The organism is Hydrogenophaga defluvii (assembly GCF_042665235.1).
GTDB lineage: Bacteria > Pseudomonadota > Gammaproteobacteria > Burkholderiales > Burkholderiaceae_C > Hydrogenophaga > Hydrogenophaga defluvii_A.
The window spans coordinates 1-14,916 of the sequence record NZ_JBHTBZ010000034.1; the positions used below are offsets into that span (position 1 = coordinate 1).

General features: G+C 66.0%; 18 protein-coding genes. 10 read left to right on the top strand and 8 right to left on the bottom strand.

The window, feature by feature from the left end; genetic code table 11:
• Positions 1-372 precede the first annotated feature (372 nt).
• The 4 genes from ACFQU0_RS12330 (at position 373) to ACFQU0_RS12345 (ending at position 3,452) form a co-directional block, all read left to right on the top strand.
• Positions 373-1,056 carry a ProQ/FINO family protein gene (locus ACFQU0_RS12330; RefSeq protein ID WP_382201163.1) on the top strand — a complete coding sequence of 228 codons (684 nt, stop codon included), beginning with the start codon at positions 373-375 and terminating at the stop codon, positions 1,054-1,056.
• A 79-nt stretch (positions 1,057-1,135) separates the two neighbouring features.
• Positions 1,136-2,464 carry a type II toxin-antitoxin system HipA family toxin gene (locus ACFQU0_RS12335; protein WP_382201165.1) on the top strand — a complete coding sequence of 443 codons (1,329 nt, stop codon included), beginning with the start codon at positions 1,136-1,138 and terminating at the stop codon, positions 2,462-2,464.
• A gap of 5 nt (positions 2,465-2,469) precedes the next feature.
• On the top strand, positions 2,470-2,790 hold the full coding sequence (locus tag ACFQU0_RS12340; RefSeq protein ID WP_382201166.1) for a helix-turn-helix domain-containing protein: 321 nt from the start codon (positions 2,470-2,472) through the stop codon (positions 2,788-2,790).
• Between the two features lie 515 nt (positions 2,791-3,305).
• Entirely contained in the window at positions 3,306-3,452 is a 147-nt protein-coding gene (locus tag ACFQU0_RS12345; protein WP_382201168.1) for a hypothetical protein, read from the top strand.
• A gap of 1 nt (position 3,453) precedes the next feature.
• Here the strand turns inward: ACFQU0_RS12345 and ACFQU0_RS12350 are convergent, their stop codons facing one another.
• The 3 genes from ACFQU0_RS12350 to ACFQU0_RS12360 form a co-directional block, all read right to left on the bottom strand.
• Positions 3,454-3,834 carry a cyclic nucleotide-binding domain-containing protein gene (locus ACFQU0_RS12350; RefSeq protein WP_382201170.1) on the bottom strand — a complete coding sequence of 127 codons (381 nt, stop codon included), beginning with the start codon at positions 3,832-3,834 and terminating at the stop codon, positions 3,454-3,456.
• Positions 3,835-3,971: 137 nt separating this feature from the next.
• Entirely contained in the window at positions 3,972-5,435 is a 1,464-nt protein-coding gene (locus ACFQU0_RS12355) for a sensor histidine kinase (protein WP_382201172.1), read from the bottom strand.
• Positions 5,432-6,088 (bottom strand): response regulator, encoded by a 657-nt coding sequence (locus tag ACFQU0_RS12360; RefSeq protein ID WP_382201174.1) that lies wholly within the window; start codon positions 6,086-6,088, stop codon positions 5,432-5,434. Before ACFQU0_RS12360 ends, ACFQU0_RS12355 begins: the two co-directional genes overlap by 4 nt.
• A 96-nt stretch (positions 6,089-6,184) precedes the next feature.
• Here ACFQU0_RS12360 and ACFQU0_RS12365 point away from each other — a divergent pair, with 96 nt between their 5' ends.
• Both ACFQU0_RS12365 and ACFQU0_RS12370 read left to right on the top strand, forming a co-directional pair.
• Positions 6,185-8,206, top strand: a complete 2,022-nt coding sequence (locus ACFQU0_RS12365; protein WP_382201176.1) for an alpha/beta hydrolase family protein — start codon at positions 6,185-6,187, stop codon at positions 8,204-8,206.
• Between the two features lie 36 nt (positions 8,207-8,242).
• Entirely contained in the window at positions 8,243-9,241 is a 999-nt protein-coding gene (locus tag ACFQU0_RS12370; RefSeq protein WP_382201178.1) for a GNAT family N-acetyltransferase, read from the top strand.
• A 29-nt stretch (positions 9,242-9,270) separates the two neighbouring features.
• On the opposite strand, the gene ACFQU0_RS12375 is transcribed toward ACFQU0_RS12370, so the two are convergent.
• The 3 genes from ACFQU0_RS12375 to ACFQU0_RS12385 form a co-directional block, all read right to left on the bottom strand.
• Entirely contained in the window at positions 9,271-9,588 is a 318-nt protein-coding gene (locus ACFQU0_RS12375) for a type II toxin-antitoxin system RelE/ParE family toxin (RefSeq protein WP_382201179.1), read from the bottom strand.
• Positions 9,588-9,866, bottom strand: a complete 279-nt coding sequence (locus ACFQU0_RS12380) for a YlcI/YnfO family protein (RefSeq protein ID WP_382201182.1) — start codon at positions 9,864-9,866, stop codon at positions 9,588-9,590. Before ACFQU0_RS12380 ends, ACFQU0_RS12375 begins: the two co-directional genes overlap by 1 nt.
• Before the next feature lie 63 nt (positions 9,867-9,929).
• Positions 9,930-10,796 (bottom strand): transglutaminase-like domain-containing protein, encoded by an 867-nt coding sequence (locus ACFQU0_RS12385; protein ID WP_382201184.1) that lies wholly within the window; start codon positions 10,794-10,796, stop codon positions 9,930-9,932.
• A 125-nt stretch (positions 10,797-10,921) separates the two neighbouring features.
• Between ACFQU0_RS12385 and ACFQU0_RS12390 the strand changes: the two genes are divergently transcribed.
• Positions 10,922-11,200 (top strand): cupin domain-containing protein, encoded by a 279-nt coding sequence (locus ACFQU0_RS12390; protein WP_382201186.1) that lies wholly within the window; start codon positions 10,922-10,924, stop codon positions 11,198-11,200.
• A gap of 22 nt (positions 11,201-11,222) precedes the next feature.
• Here the strand turns inward: ACFQU0_RS12390 and ACFQU0_RS12395 are convergent, their stop codons facing one another.
• Both ACFQU0_RS12395 and ACFQU0_RS12400 read right to left on the bottom strand, forming a co-directional pair.
• On the bottom strand, positions 11,223-12,506 hold the full coding sequence (locus ACFQU0_RS12395; protein WP_382201187.1) for an FIST signal transduction protein: 1,284 nt from the start codon (positions 12,504-12,506) through the stop codon (positions 11,223-11,225).
• Position 12,507: 1 nt separating this feature from the next.
• Complete coding sequence (locus tag ACFQU0_RS12400; protein ID WP_382201189.1) at positions 12,508-13,503, bottom strand: PhaM family polyhydroxyalkanoate granule multifunctional regulatory protein; 996 nt, start codon at positions 13,501-13,503, stop codon at positions 12,508-12,510.
• 160 nt (positions 13,504-13,663) lie between these two features.
• Between ACFQU0_RS12400 and ACFQU0_RS12405 the strand changes: the two genes are divergently transcribed.
• From ACFQU0_RS12405 to ACFQU0_RS12415, 3 genes are read left to right on the top strand one after another with little or no spacing between them, the layout of a single operon-like run.
• A complete protein-coding gene (locus tag ACFQU0_RS12405; RefSeq protein ID WP_382201190.1) occupies positions 13,664-14,050 on the top strand; it encodes a TraR/DksA family transcriptional regulator in 387 nt (128 codons plus the stop codon).
• 33 nt (positions 14,051-14,083) lie between these two features.
• The gene (locus tag ACFQU0_RS12410) at positions 14,084-14,461 is read left to right on the top strand and encodes a hypothetical protein (RefSeq protein ID WP_382201192.1); all 378 of its coding nucleotides are present in this window, start codon (positions 14,084-14,086) and stop codon (positions 14,459-14,461) included.
• A gap of 31 nt (positions 14,462-14,492) precedes the next feature.
• A complete protein-coding gene (locus tag ACFQU0_RS12415) occupies positions 14,493-14,915 on the top strand; it encodes a VOC family protein (RefSeq protein ID WP_382201195.1) in 423 nt (140 codons plus the stop codon).
• Position 14,916: the final 1 nt, after the last annotated feature.

Genomic DNA, 14,916 nt, shown 5'->3' on the forward strand with positions numbered 1-14,916 from the left:
TCTCATGGCGGTATCTCCGTTCCCAAGATACCGCATTGGCATGCAGGATTAATGCCAGAAAATAACGGGACAGCACACTAGCCGTCAAGGAGCGGGAAGGCTACACCCTGGTGCTGGCCATGCGCCGATGGGAATTCGAGGCCTTCGCCCAGCTTCGGAAATAACGCACGGCGCGCAGCACCCACCCACATGTTCGTCGAACTCACTCGGACCTGGCCCCTGCACTGGCTGCTCACCGGCCTGGCCATCGGCCCGGCACTGGGGCTGTGGGCCCTGCGTCCGCTGTGGCGCGACGAACGATCCGCGTAAAGCCCCGCCCGCAAAACGGTCACAATCGACCCCCTTGACACCCCGTTCGACGGCCCGTCCCCCATGCAACACACCGACTCCCCGACACCGCCGACCCACCAGCGCACCGCCGCAGGCAATCGCCGCCGCCCCTCGGGCGCCCGCCCGGCCCGCGAAGCGACACCGCCCAAGCCGCTACACCCTGTGCTGGCCCAACTGGCCGAGCTTTACCCCGCCCTGTTTGGTGAGGTGCTGCGCCCACTCAAGCGCGGCATCTTCCAGGACCTGCTGGACGCCCAGCCCGAGGTGCTGGACAAAGAAGGCCTGAAGGCCGCGCTGGCGCTGCACACGCGTTCCACGCGCTACCTCTCGGCCGTGGCCAGCGGCGCACAACGCCACGACCTGAGCGGCCAACCGGTGGAAGCGCTGCTGCCCGAACAGGTGCACCACGCGCTGGTGGAGGTGTTCCGCCGCCGCCAGACGCGCACGGCCGAAGACCTGAGCCCCAAGTTCCGCCAGCGTGTGGAACAGGCCTTCGAGCAATCGGGCCTGAGCCGCGAGGCCTATGCCGAAAAGGTGCTCGGCCGCGACGAACAAGTCAACGCGCTGACCCTCGAAGCCCTGGCCGAAGTGGCCAGTCGCCAAGCACGCGACGAAGCCCTGCGCCGCGCGTTCAGCGCCAGCGGTTTGAGCGAAGCCGACTTCGCCAGCAGCTACGGCATGCCGCTGCGCGAGGTGATGCGGGCGCTGGGGCGGGCGGCAGCCTGATCCGCCCACCTTTATTTACACGAAAAAATGCGCAGAAAAAAACCGGATTTCGGCTTGATTTAGCTAAAATTTCGTGCATATGCAACGCACATGCACGGTACAACTGTTTGCAAACGGTGCCTGGCACGACGCTGCCAGCGTGCACCTGCATGGTTCCGAGAACGACGGTTGGCGGGCCCACACCTACTCGGGGTATGCGGTCGAATGGGCGGTTGAGCACGCTGGCACCACCGACGCACACGCACTTTGCGCCGCATGGCCTGTTGGCCTCCAACCACTGCAAGCGGCGCACTGGCCGGTGTTTCTCATCGACATGCTGCCGCAAGGCTTTGGCCGGCAAGAGCTGTTGCAACGCATCGGCCTGCCGGCCAGCACCGGTCTGGTGGCCGACTGGCCCTTGCTTCAGGCCGGCGCCGGCAACCCCATAGGTCACCTGCGGGTCAAGGAAGCGGCCGACTGGCTCAATGCCAACGCGGGTGCAACGCGTGGCTTCACCGACGACGAGGTGGCGCAACGCGGCGACCACTTCGCCGAGCACCTGGCCTCACACGGTCTGTTTGTCGCCGGCTCGTCGGGCGTGCAGGGCGAATGGCCCAAGGTGCTGCTCACACGGGCCGACGACGGCCTGCTTTACCTGGACCACACCCTGCCAGACGAGCGCGCGGTCGAACACCTGATCGTCAAGTTTGGACGCGGCACCGACCCACAGCTCGCCAGCATCCTGCGGCACGAAGCGCCCTACATGGCCGCTGCCCGACAGCTGGGCCTGCGCGTGCACGCGCCCCTGACGCTGCGCCAGCGCGCACTGTTCATCCCCCGGTTTGACCGGCAGGTACACCCCGGTGGGGTGACACGCCTGGCGCAGGAAAGCATCGCCACCCTGACCGGCCTGCCCGGCTTTGATGGGGTGCCAAGCCACGACCAGGTGTGCCTGGCCCTCCTGCGGCACTGCACAAACCCACAAACCGAGGTGCTGGAGTACCTCAAACGCGACGTGGCCAACCTGGCCTTGGGCAACAAAGACAACCATGCCCGCAACACCGCCATCCAACGCGACTTCAAGGGCCACATCGCGTTGACGCCGCTGTTCGACTTTGCGCCCATGTACCTGCACCCCGACGGCATCGCGCGGCGCATCCGCTGGGAAGGCAACGATGGTGGCCAGCCCGACTGGCGCCGCGTACTCGACCGCGTCTGCGAACTGAGCGCGCAAGTGCACAAAGAACAGCGCAGAAAAGGCCCGGAGTTGGTGCAGCGCAAGCCACTGGTTCAAGGCCTGAAAATCATGGTGCCCACACTGGAGCGCATCGCCGCAGAAGGTGAAACCATGGGTTTGGAGCCTGGGCTGCTCCAGCACCTGCGCCCAGGCATTCTGGCCCGAGCACAAGAACTGGCCACGCTGAGCTGAAAACCATGGACAAACGCTTCAACCCCATTCCGGTGGCAGAGCAATTGGCCCTGCGCCAACAAGCCATCGAAGACGTGCTGGCCCACCCCGAATGGTCTTTGCCACAGGCCGTGCGCCACCTCAAAAAAACCATGCGCCTGACCACCGCCGACATGGCCAAGCTCTCTGGCGTCGCCTACCGTACCCTCCAGGACATCGAACAGGAACGCAGCGACGGCAGTGTGCAGACCATGAACCGCATCTTTGGCATGTTGGGGCTCAAGTTGAGTGTGGGGCGGATGACGAGAGAAATCGACAGCCCCGACGACACCCGATTACCGCTTTGACGGCATTCTGGTGAGCCTCCAGCACACCCGCTCAGGCCAGACCCACCCGCACCGTGCGCATCCTGCTCGTCTCCGATCTGCACTACACCCTGCCGCAACTCGACTGGGTGGTTCGGGTTGCGCCGGCTTTTGATCTGGTGTGCTGGCTGGGGACCAGCTGGGCATCAGTTCAGCGGTGGCGCTGGACACCCAGTCGGTGGTCATCCGACGCTACCTCTCGCTGCTGCAGGCGCTCGGGCGGGTAGTGATCAGCTCGGGCAACCACGACCTGACGGGGCCCAATGCGCAGGGCGAGCAGGCCGCGCTGTGGCAGACCGAGGCGCACGCTGGGTGTGGATCTACCACTGGCCACCGCTGGGCTCGCCCACCTGCTGGACGGGTCGCCGCGACTATGGTAATGCGGACATCGGCGGCTGGATCGCCCAGCACCGGCCTAACATGGTGCTCACCGGCCACGTGCACGAATCGCCCTTCAAGCCCAACGGCGCCTGGGCCGACCGCCCGAGCCAGACCTGGTGTTCAACGCCGGGCGCCAGATTGGGCCAGTGCCGGCACACATCGAAATCGACCTGGGTGCGGGAGACGCCGTCTGGAAGTCCATGATGGGCATGGAAACCCTGCGCCTGTACGACACGGCCCGACCGCCACGCACGGTGTTCTGAGTCAGGAATCCGGATCGGGGTCGCGCGCGGATCCGGGGCGGGCCAGGGGCGCCTGGCGCAGCGCCAGTTGCTTGAGCACGTCCGACACCATGGCCAGACCCGGCGCGTCGCCATACTGGTGCTTGAGGTCAGACAGATAGCTGGACACAAAATTAAGCAGCTCGGCCAGGTCCACGGCCACCAGGCGGCTGATCTCGGGGTCGGTGGCGAGAAAGGCCTGGCGGTCGGCGGCGTGGCGCAGCACACTGGGGGCCGTGGCCTCGACGGTGGCGCCGTAGGCCTTGTTCAGCAACACCGAGACCTCGCCAATCATGGCGCCCGGGCGGTTGACCGCATTGACCAGCTCGCCGCCCTTGCGCACCTGCAGCGCACCACTTCCCAAGATCCAGATGCCCCCGACGGGCCACCTTCGCGCACCACCGTGTCAACGGCCGCGAACGTGTGCTCGGGCAGGTGGTGGAAGCGTTCCAGCAGATTCTTCATTGAAACCATGGTACGTGAAACCCACTCTGGAACCATTCATGCCGTCAATTCAATCATGCGATCGAGCGGCAAGCTCACGAAAAACCCGACCCCCGGGCCACCCGACCCACCCAGGCCGGGGCCCACCTGTACCTGGCCACCCATCCGCCAGGCTGCCTGCCGAACAATGGCCAAGCCGAGGCCCGACCCATTGGCGAAATGACCCACGCCGCGATAGAAGCGCTCGAAGATGCGCTGGTGCTCGGCCGGGGCAATCCCGGGGCCATCGTCCTGAATCACCAAACGGAGTTGACCGTCTTCCTGCTTCAGTCCGACAGACACGTTACCTCCCTCTTGGACGTAGCGCAGGGCGTTGTCGATGAGGTTGTGCACGATAGACTCCCACGCGAACAGGTCCAGCCTGGCCGGCAGCTTGTCAGGCGCATCCAATGACAGCTCGACCCACCGTGCCATGGCCCGGGGTGCAGCGTGCGCCATGGCGGTCCGCAGCCACTGAGCAACGTCCAGATGGCGAGGAACAGGGCGCTGCGCTTCATCAAGCGCGGCGAGGTCCAGCAGTTGCTGGGTCAAATGCGAGGTGCGAGCGATGGCCTCCTCCATGTGTGCCTGCGCCCGGGTGCGCTCTTGCTCGCTTGAAGCGCGAGCCATCACATGCACCTGCGCGCTGATCACGGCCAATGGGGTGCGGATTTCGTGCGCTGCGTCCTGCACAAAGGCACGTTCGCGCTCGACCTTCTGGCGCAGCTGGGCCAGCATGGCATCCAACGACTGCTCCAGCGGTTTGAGTTCGCGGTGTCGGGCATTGAAACCCACAGGCTGCAGCTCGTCGCCACTTCGTTGAGCGATGCGGTCAGCCAGTTGTTGCAACGGCCGCAGCCCGTTGCGTACCGACAGCCACACGGGCAGCAGCACGAACGGCGAGGCCAGCAAAAGGTAGGGAAGCAAGTTGCGTCCGTTGTAGAGCAAGTAGTCGGCATCGGCGCGCTTGGGCTCAAGGATACGCAGCACCCAGCGCCCGTTTTGCCCGGTGTAGATGCGATAGGGCCGCCCCTGAACCGTCGCTTCGACAAGACCTGAATCGGGGCCGAGGGTGGCCGGTGGCAGTTGCTTGTCCTGCAGGCCACTGGCGGCATAAAGCGTTCTGCCCGACGCACGGTCCTGCAGCTCGTGCAGAAGCGTGCCGGGCAGCAGCCCACTCTGGCGGCGGCGCACATTGGTCCAGTGGTCGGTGGAAGCGAGCGCCGCGGCCGCATGTGCCGCGTCAGTCATGCCAGCCAGCGACGCCAGCACGGCGTCACCGTACTTGAGCAAGCCGGGATCGTAGGTGATGGCCTGCTTGTACCTATGGTAGTTGTAACCCAACAGCACAGCCCACACCAGCACGAAGGCCACCATGACGGAGGCCACGCTGCGGCGCACCAAGGTCGGCTCGGCCAGACGCGACCACAACACACGCAGCCGGCTCGACCGGGAAGGCGCTGGCGTCACGTTCGTGTTCATGCTTGCAGCAGGTAGCCCACGCCACGCACCGTTCGGATCCACTCTGCTCCGATCTTGCGCCGCAGATTGGACACGTGCACCTCGATCGCGCCGAAATCCACGGGATCGCCCAGCGGGTCCAACCGCTGCGCCAGCACGCCCTTGGGCACCACGGAACCGGGCTCGCGTGCCAGCTCCAGCAGCAACTGGAACTCGCGCGGAGACAGATCCAGCGCCACACCGCCACGACGCACCTGGTGCCGTCGGGGTTCGATCACCAACTCACCCACTGCCCAGCGCTCGCTGGCCTGACGGGCACTGCGCCGCAGCACGGCGCGAATGCGCGACATCAATTCGGCCATGGCGAATGGCTTGACCACAAAATCATCCGCCCCACCGTCGAGTCCCGCCAATCGGTCCTCCACCGCCGAGCGAGCGGTGACCAGAATGATGGGCACCTGCGCGCCCTGCGCACGCCAGCGGGCGAGCAACTCGAACCCGCTGCCGTCGGGCAAGCTCAGGTCCAGCAGCACACAGTCCACCATCGTGGCATCCACAGAAGCCGGCGCGTCCACGGCGCGGCGCAACCATTCGCTGGTCAGGCCCTCCACCTTCAACGCAGACTGCAACGCCCGCCCCAGGTCCAGGTCGTCTTCGATCAACAGGATGTGCATGGTGAGGCCTATTGTGACGCGGCGCCTGCGGTTGGTGATGGCCGCCGCGTGCGTGCCTTTGGCTTGCGTTAAGGAAGGCATTTGCACAATGCCTGCATGAACGACCGCGATACGCACACGATATTCCGAGGGGACGCCGTTGCATCCCGAGGGGGCTGGCTGCCCACCATCACGCTGGCTGCGCTGGGAAGCTTGTTGGTTCTGTCAGGCTGCGCCACAGGCCCCACACATCCAGCCCTGGCGGGAGCGCAACTGCCCGAACTGATTCCAGTGCGCGACTTCGTGACCAGTCTGGAGGGCACGGGGAACTACCGCGTGTCGCCCGACGGCACCCGCCTGGCATGGATGGGGGCAAAGGGCACGCACCCCGCCATCTGGGTACGCACCATGGGCCAAGACGATGCCCGCGCCTACCCGATTCGCGCCCGCGGCTTTCGCTGGACCGCCGACAGCCGCTACCTGACCGCCACCGTTGACGCCACCGGCGACGAGAACAGCCACATCCACGCCGTGGCCGTGGACCAGGAAGACGCCGCCTGGGTTGATCTGACGCCGTTCGACAAGGTCGCAAGCCACATTGTTCAGACGGTGGAGGGCAGCTCTGACCTGATGGTCGCCACCAATCGGCGTGATCAAAAGGTCTTTGACCTCCACCGGGTGAACCCACATACCGGCGCGCACACAGTGGAAGCCACCAACCCCGGCAACGTGAGCGCCTGGATCGTGGACCACCGGGGCCGCCTGCGCGCTCGCGTGGCGGTGGCTGGCGATCAGGCCACGTTGCAACGGCCTCATACAACAACACCCGGTGGCTGGAGCGATGCAGTGCAATGGAGCCGCTTCGACTTTGTTCGCCTGCTGGAGCTGGACGACGATGCCGAGGCGGTGTGGGCCATGTCCTCCCGCGGGCGGGACAAGTCGGCCCTGGTGCGCCTGCGCCTGAGCGACGGGGCCGAGACCGTGGTGCACGCCACGGACGACGTGGATTCGGACCACGCCCTCATCAGCCGCCGCACGCACCAGCCGCTGGTGGCCTATTCCATGCCCGGCTACCCGCGCCGTGAGGTATTCGATGCCGCGCTGCGCGAGCGGCTGGACGCGCTGGTCGGCGGCGAGCCGGCCGAAGTGTCCATCACCAGCATGGACGACAGCGAACGCACCATGACGGCCGTGGTGGCCACCGAACGCGGCCGGCGCAGCTACCTGCTGCCGGCCGACGGCCCTGCCCAGCTGCTGGGGGAAAGCGGCCTGAGCCTGATCAGCGGTCAGTTGGCGCGCAGCCGGCCCATCACACTGGCCGCGCGCGACGGCCTGCCATTGCACGGCTACCTCACCCTGCCCGAAGGTGTGCAGCCAAACAGACTGCCTCTGGTGCTGCTGGTGCACGGAGGCCCCTGGTCGCGCGACCGCTGGACGGCCGGTCCCGCCAGCCGGTCGATGCAGCAGTTTCTGGCCAACCGAGGCTATGCGGTGCTGCAGATCAACTACCGGGGCTCGACCGGCTATGGCCGCGCCTTCATGGAAAAGGCGATAGGCGAGTTCGCCGGCCGCATGCACGACGATCTGGTCGACGGCGTGCGCTGGGCCGTGCAGCGGGGCATTGCCGACCCCACGCGCGTGGCCATCTATGGAGCCAGTTATGGCGGCTACTCGGCTCTGGTGGGCGCCACCTTCACGCCCGAGGTGTTCGCCTGCGCTGTGAGCGTGGTGGGCGTGTCGCACCTGGCCTTGTCCCTGGAGAAGGCACCGCCCTACTGGGAGATGGGCATCATCGGCTGGCACCGCTACGTGGGCGACCCAGCCAAGCCAGAAGAGCGTCGTGTGATGGATGCCAAATCGCCCCTGTTCAGGGTTGGTCCCGAGACGCGTCCGCTGCTCATCATGCATGGCGTGAACGACGTGCGCGTGCGGCTGGAGCAGTCCGAGCTGATGGTCGAGGTCCTGCGCAAAGCGGGTCGCCCAGTGGAGTTCTTTACCTTCCAGGGCGACGGCCACAACAACCAGCGCTGGCCGAACAACCTCACCATGTACCGCAAGACGGAGGACTTCCTGGCGCGATGCCTGGGTGGGCGCAACCGCGGGTTCGACTACTACCAGTTGGCAGCGTGGGCGTTCTGAAATGGGCAGAGAAGGCGTGAAACGGGAGAAAGAACGATGCACCACCCAGCCCATAAACTGATGTACCGCGCCTTTGCAGGGCCTTCGGACTTCGAGGCCATGGTGGCCTGCGCCAACGCAAGTTTTGCCGCAGACCAGACCGGATGGTTTCGACGGGTCGACGACGTGGCGCGGGATTACGCCGCATTCACCACCTGCGTGCCAGAGCGAGATGTTTGGATCGCTGACGCTGGCGACGAAATCGCCGGTTACGTGCGTGCCTGGCACTGGGCACAGGCAGACGGTCTGCAGCTGTACTCCCAATTTGCCGTTGTGGCACCGCAGTGGCGCCGCCAGGGCATCGGTAAAGCTTTGCACGCATGGCTGGAGTCGCGTCAGCGTGAGATGGCAAAAGCACACGGCCCCCATCTGCGGCACGCCCACCATGCGTTCGTCACTCAAGGCGAAATTGCACGTGCGGCCTTGCTGGAGAAGTCCGGCTACCGGCCTGAACGCTATTTCTTCACCATGGAGCGCGCCTCGCTCCATGACATTGCCGACTTCTCCCTGCCCGATGGACTGGAAGTTCGGCCGGTGCAACCCGAACACCACCGCGCCATCTGGGATGCCCACACGAAAGCGTTCCAAACCCACTGGGGCTACTGCCCACCCGACGAAGCCGACTACCAGCGCTGGCTGGTGAGTCAGGTGTTCCAGCCGCACCTGTGGCAGGTGGCCTGGGATGCGCAAACCAACCAGGTGGCGGGTCAGGTTCGCGCGTACATCGACGACACATGGAACGCGGGGAACGGCCGTCTACGGGGTTGGACAGAGTTCGTCAGCGTAGGCAAACCCTGGCGCCGCCGAGGCCTCGCGCGAGCACTCATTTCCCGCAGCCTTCGCGCCCAGGCGGCGGCAGGCATGACCGAGTCGGCACTGGGGGTGGACAGCCAGAACGCCAGTGGCGCGAGCCGCGTCTACGAAGACTGCGGGTTTGTGGTCACGCGCCGCAACTGTGTCTACCGAAAACCGATTCAGTGGAGCACAAGCGAATGACGCTGAGTTGAGCGAGTGAACGGGGTGCGTCAGTGGTAATCGTCCTCGCGTTGATGGCGCACAGCACCCACGATCACGCGACGTTGGTCCACGATCTCGAACAAGACCACATAACCCGACCCACCGAAGGGAATGACGAGTTCGCGCAGAAACGGGTTGCTACCAGCCTTGCGGCACGCAAACGGGGACAGCTCCAACAGCGCGAGGCCGTCCCGGATGGCTCGCAGCGCACGGGCGGGGATATCGAAATCGCCGGTTTCGCTGTCAAGTTCGCGCTGCAGCGCAAAATCGAACAGCACCTCCAAGTCACGGGCCGCCGCCTCGCTGAAAATCACCCGAAAGGACATCAGCCGCGCTGCGCACGAGCCAACTTGGCCGCATCCAAATGCGTTTGTAGGCGAGTCAGCATCTCGTCGGCCGGCACACCGGCGCCGGTGCGCTGGGTGTCCTGAATGGCCGCGATGCCACGTCGCACAAACTCAGCCTGGTGCTTGCGCTTTTCGACCACGCTGCGCACCGCACTCTCGACAAATTGCGACAGCGTTTCGCCATCTTCCAGCACGCCTTCTAGCTCTTGCCGGAATTCGGGCGCAACACGCACGGGAGGGAGTGAGGCGGTTTTCATGCCTCAAATGTATTGCATATGCAATGCGCATCACAGGCATCTGCAGGCACAGCCTCTCGCACATCAAGGCAACACCACCCCCGCATCGGTGGACAGCGCGTAGGCACTGTGGATGGGCGCCGGGCTGCCGGCCACGGGCACGGCGCTGATGACGGGTGCCTGGGTTTTGACACCGCCAAAAATCGTGGCGAAGGCGACGTCGGCGGCGTCGCGCCCGGTGCCGATGCGCACAAAACCCATGGGGATACCGGTGCCCGAGGGGTCGAAGATGTACCAGCGCCCGCCCAGATAGACCTCCACGTAGGCGTGGAAGTCGGGTGGGCCCAGCGCGGGATCGGCGCCGTAGTCGGTGCCGGTGGCGATGCGCGCGGGGATGTTGAGCGCGCGCAGCAGCGCGATCATCAGGTGCGCAAAATCGCGGCACACGCCCACCTGTTCGATCAGCGTGTCCACCGCCGAGGTGTTGCCGTTGGTGGTGTTGGAGGTGAAGGTGACGTGGCGTTGCACCCACTGTTGCACCGCCAGCACACGGCCATGTCCCTGCCACAGGGTGCCAAAAGCCTGGTTGGCCAGGCGCCCCAGGCGGTCCGACTGGCAGTAGCGGCTGGGGTAGATGTAGCCCAGCACCTCGGGTGGCAGTTGCGCCACCGGCACCTCGGGCAACTGGGTGGGCAGCACGCTGTGGTGGTCGATTTCCACCAGCGCGGTGTAGACCAGCTTGAGCGGCCCAGGGCCGGCGCGCAGGCGCAGCAGGCGGTTGCCGGTGTGGCGGTCGGTCTGCAGCAGCGGCGCCAGCGGCTGGCTCAGCCACAGGTTTTCGTTCAGCACACGCTGTTGCGATGTGAGTGCGGGGTGGATGTTGAGAATGAAGTCGGCACCGAAGGCATCGATGTCGTAGTTCAGTTCGATGCGCAGGTCGAGGCGGATCATGGTGTGGGCGCAGCGCGCGGGTCGCTGAGGCCCTCCTAACGTAAAGTGTTGAGTATGCGCCTGTGCATGCAAAGGCCATGCCCGCGCCGCCAGCAGGGATGAGGCGCGGGGCACAAAATCGCGCCATGAACACCGAATCCTTCGAGGCATTCAAGGCCCATTGGTTGGCACACGGTTTTGACGAGGTGCTGGAGCGCGACTGGGCGCCCGGCACGGTGCTGGAAACCCATTCGCACCCCTTTGTGGCGCAAGCGTTGGTGACGCGCGGCGAGATGTGGCTGGGTGTGAACGGCAAGACCTTGCACCTGCGCCCCGGCGACACCTTTGCGTTGGACCGCGACGCGCCCCACACCGAGCGCTACGGCCCCGATGGCGCCACCTATTGGGTGGCCCGCAAGAGCTGAGCCGGCCACACCTCAAGTGGCCTCAGGCGGTGTCGGCAAACACCGTCAGCACGCCGGTGTAACCGTAGAGCCGGTGGTGGGCAATTTCGCCCGCGGCGAAGAACCCCACCAGGGGCACGTCGCCCAACGCGCGTCGGATGATCTGCAACTCGGCGCTGGGACCACCAAAATGCAGCCCCCCGCGCCCGGTGCAGCTCACGTAGACCGCGCCGCGCATGCGCGGCGGCGCCTGCGGGCCTTCGGCGCCGGCCGCGCCCGCCATGGCCGCCGCCTCAACGCTCAGCAGTTCCGGCTCCAGTTCATCGCGCACCTCGGCACACACCCGGATCAGGTCGGCGCGTGCGGCGCCAACGTGGCGCTCACAAAAGCTCAGTTGTGCGCCCACGGGTGCCACATCGGCCACCGCAATGCCACGGCGCATCGGGTCCAGCCCAATCAGGTGACGCACCAGCACTTCGGGGCCAAATGCGCCTGGGCGCTGCGGGGTATTGCCTGCGCCCTGGGGTTCGTCCAGCGTGAGCCCGACCAGGGTTTGGCGCAGCCGCGTCATGGCCACCTGCGGCTCGTCCAGCGAGACACCCAACGCGCTCAAGAGCACGTCCAGAGCAGGCTCGCCGTCCAGGCTCAGCACCACGTTGCGGTCGGCGGCGGTCACGCGGTGGGTGCGTCCCACCGGGTGGGCGCCTTGGGTCACCCGCGACACCAGCGCCACGTCAGGGCCAAAGGCCACACCACTCAACCCGCCATGGAACACCCCGCCGGCCGCACCCTGCCCGCTCAGGTGGCCGCCACTGCCCAGCGCGAACTGCACGGTGTCGGTGCGGCTGGAGGCCAGGCCGCCAAACACATAGCCGCTGGCGGTGCGCTCGGCCATTTCAGCGATCAGTTCGGCCACGTCAGGCGTCTGGGCGTCGGCGTGCAGCAAGGCGGTGTGGGCCACAAAACCGCCCGGCCCGCCGTGGGCGGCGGGCAAGGGCGCCACGCCGCTGAACACGCGGTACTGGTCGGGCGCCAGATCGCACAACATCACGGCCATGGCCGGTTCGTCAAAGTACTCGACGTTGGTGGCGGCAATGCCCACGCCCACGGTACCCGCCCAATCCGTCACCTCGGGCAGCTCGGCGCTCAGGTGGTCGAGGATGTCGTGCGCGGCTTCGACGTAGTGGTCCGTGATGTAGAGCAGAGCCAGGCCGGGTGCACCGGCATGCTCAGGCAGGGCCAGTTGCGCACGCAGTTGGGCCAGCACCAGCGCGGCGGCCATGCGCCATTGCGGGTGGGTGGCATGGGCCAGCGCAAAACGTTTCATGTCACCCCGGGCGCTTTTTGACTGCGGCTTTTTTGGCCGTGGCTTTTTTGGCGAGCGCCTTGTTGGCGGCTGCTTTGCGGGCCGGCTTCTTGGCGGCAGGCTTGTCCAGCTCGGGCGACACGGCGCCGGGAATCGGCCAGGCGGCAGACTTGAGCGCGTTGCCACGGCCCCGCCCACCCACGCCCGTGACGGCCTTGCCCAGCGCGGCGGCAGCGCCCACGGTGTCCGACACCGTCTTGGCCACGTTGCCTGCCATGCCGGTGGCGGCCTTCATGGCCTCACCGGTCAAGCCGCTGGCCACGTTGCGGGTCACGTCCAGGCTCGACTGTTTGGCCGCGTCTTTCAGTGCGTTGCCAGCGATGGTCTGGAACTGCTGGCTCAGCGCCCCCCACCATTGCATGGGATCGACCACGCCGGGCATGGCCGGCGCGTCCGCGCTGGGGGCATGGGTTTTTTTGGCTGTGGCTTTGCGCGGCGCGGGCGGTGGTGCCGGCTCCGGTTCGGGCACGGGTTCTGGCGCCGGGGCATCGACGTGCACCGCAGGCGCCTGCGCGTGGTAGGCGCTGGGCGGTATTTCCAGCCCGGCAAACTGGGTGGGTGTGCGGCCGGCCACGCTGTGGGCGGTGCTGGCCACACCCGAGGCCACACCGGCCACGGTGTCGGCCGCCTTGATCTTGAGCGCGTTGGCCACGTCGCCCAGGCTGAAGTTCATGCCCTTCAGGGTGGCCAGGGTCATCTTCTGCACCTCCAGCGCCTGGATGGTGGCCCCCAGCGCCTTGCTGTTCTGATCGAGCCAGAAGTGCACCGCCTTGAGTTCGTCGATGCGTTTGTCCAGCTCCTCCACATTGAAGGTGGGCGCGATCCAGTTGCCCAGCGCGGGCATTTGCGGCAGGTTTTGCTGCACCCCCTGTGCCACACCCCCTGCGGCCTGTTTGGCCAGGCTCTGCAGGAAATCGAAACCCGGCACGTATTTGCCAAAACCCAGGGGATCGCTCATGACTTGCTCCGCGTTGTTTGCTGCGTGGAGCCAGCTTACCGCAAGCGAGAAGCGCTGACCATGGGGGACTTATCCCGGATGCGGTTGACGTGTGTCAAAGCGACCAACGCACCGGCGGCGCATGATGAAACCCAAGCAGCAAACACCTTCAGGAGACCCGATGAGCACCCCGATATCCGACACCTTTGGCGACCAGTTGCGCCAGATGCGCAGCGATGTGTTGGCCCAGCTGCGCGCCCAGCGCGGCGGGCGCATTGGCCGCGCCGAAGCCGCAGCCGAAGCGCGCGACAACGTGGGCGATGACTGGGCGCAGGCCGATGCCGAACGCGACCTCAGCATCGCGCTCGAAGAACGCGAATCCGCCGAGCTGGTGGCCATCGACGCCGCACTCAAGCGCATCGCCGACGGCAGCTACGGCCTGTGTGTGGACTGCGGCGTGTCGATCGCCACCGCCCGCCTGCACGCCAACCCCACCGCTCAACGCTGCGTGGCCTGCCAGGACAAGGCCGAACACGCCCAAGGCGGCGTGAACGCCCCCAAGATGTGACCCGATTTTTTTGTTGAAACAGGAGCCCATTGAATGACCACTTTCCACGCCGTTGTCTGGATCGACCACACCCAAGCCCACGTGTTGATGTTCGACCGCGAGCACGTTGAAGCCCAGCGCGTCAAGGCACGCAGCCAGCACACCCCCAAACACGGCCACGTGGGCGCCGACAAGGCCTTTTTTGAAGAAGTTGCCCAGGCCCTGCAAGGCGTGAGCGAAGTGCTGGTGACCGGCCCGGCCAACGCCAAGATCGAGTTCCGCGACTTCTGCAAACACCACGCCCACGCCGTGGACAAAGCCATTGTCGACGTGGTGACGGCCGACCACCCCACCGACGCCCAACTGGTGGCCATGGCGCGCCAGTATTTCGTGAAGTTCGACCAGAAGGCCGCCGACCCGACACAGCGCTGAGCGCAGCACAGGCTGCGCTATCCTTGGGCGCATGAACACCCCACGCAGCCTGTTCCACTTCGCCTTCAATGTCACCGACCTCGACACCGCGCGCCGCTTTTACGGCGGTGTGCTGGGCTGCACCGAGGGCCGGAGCACCGACACCTGGGTGGATTTCGATTTCTTCGGCCACCAGATCTCGCTGCACCTGGGTCAGCCCTTCCCCACCGCCAACACCGGCCACGTGGGCGACAAGCTGGTGCCCATGCCACACTTCGGCCTGATCCTGGAACAAGCCACTTGGCAGGCGCTGGCCGACCGCCTGAGCGCCGCCGGCACCGACTTCGTGCTGCCGCCCCAGCTGCGTTTTGCCGGCCAGCCCGGCGAACAGTGGACCATGTTCTTCCGCGACCCCTTTGGCAACCCGATCGAGGTCAAGGGCTTCGCCTCGCTGGACACGGTGTACGCCACCTGAG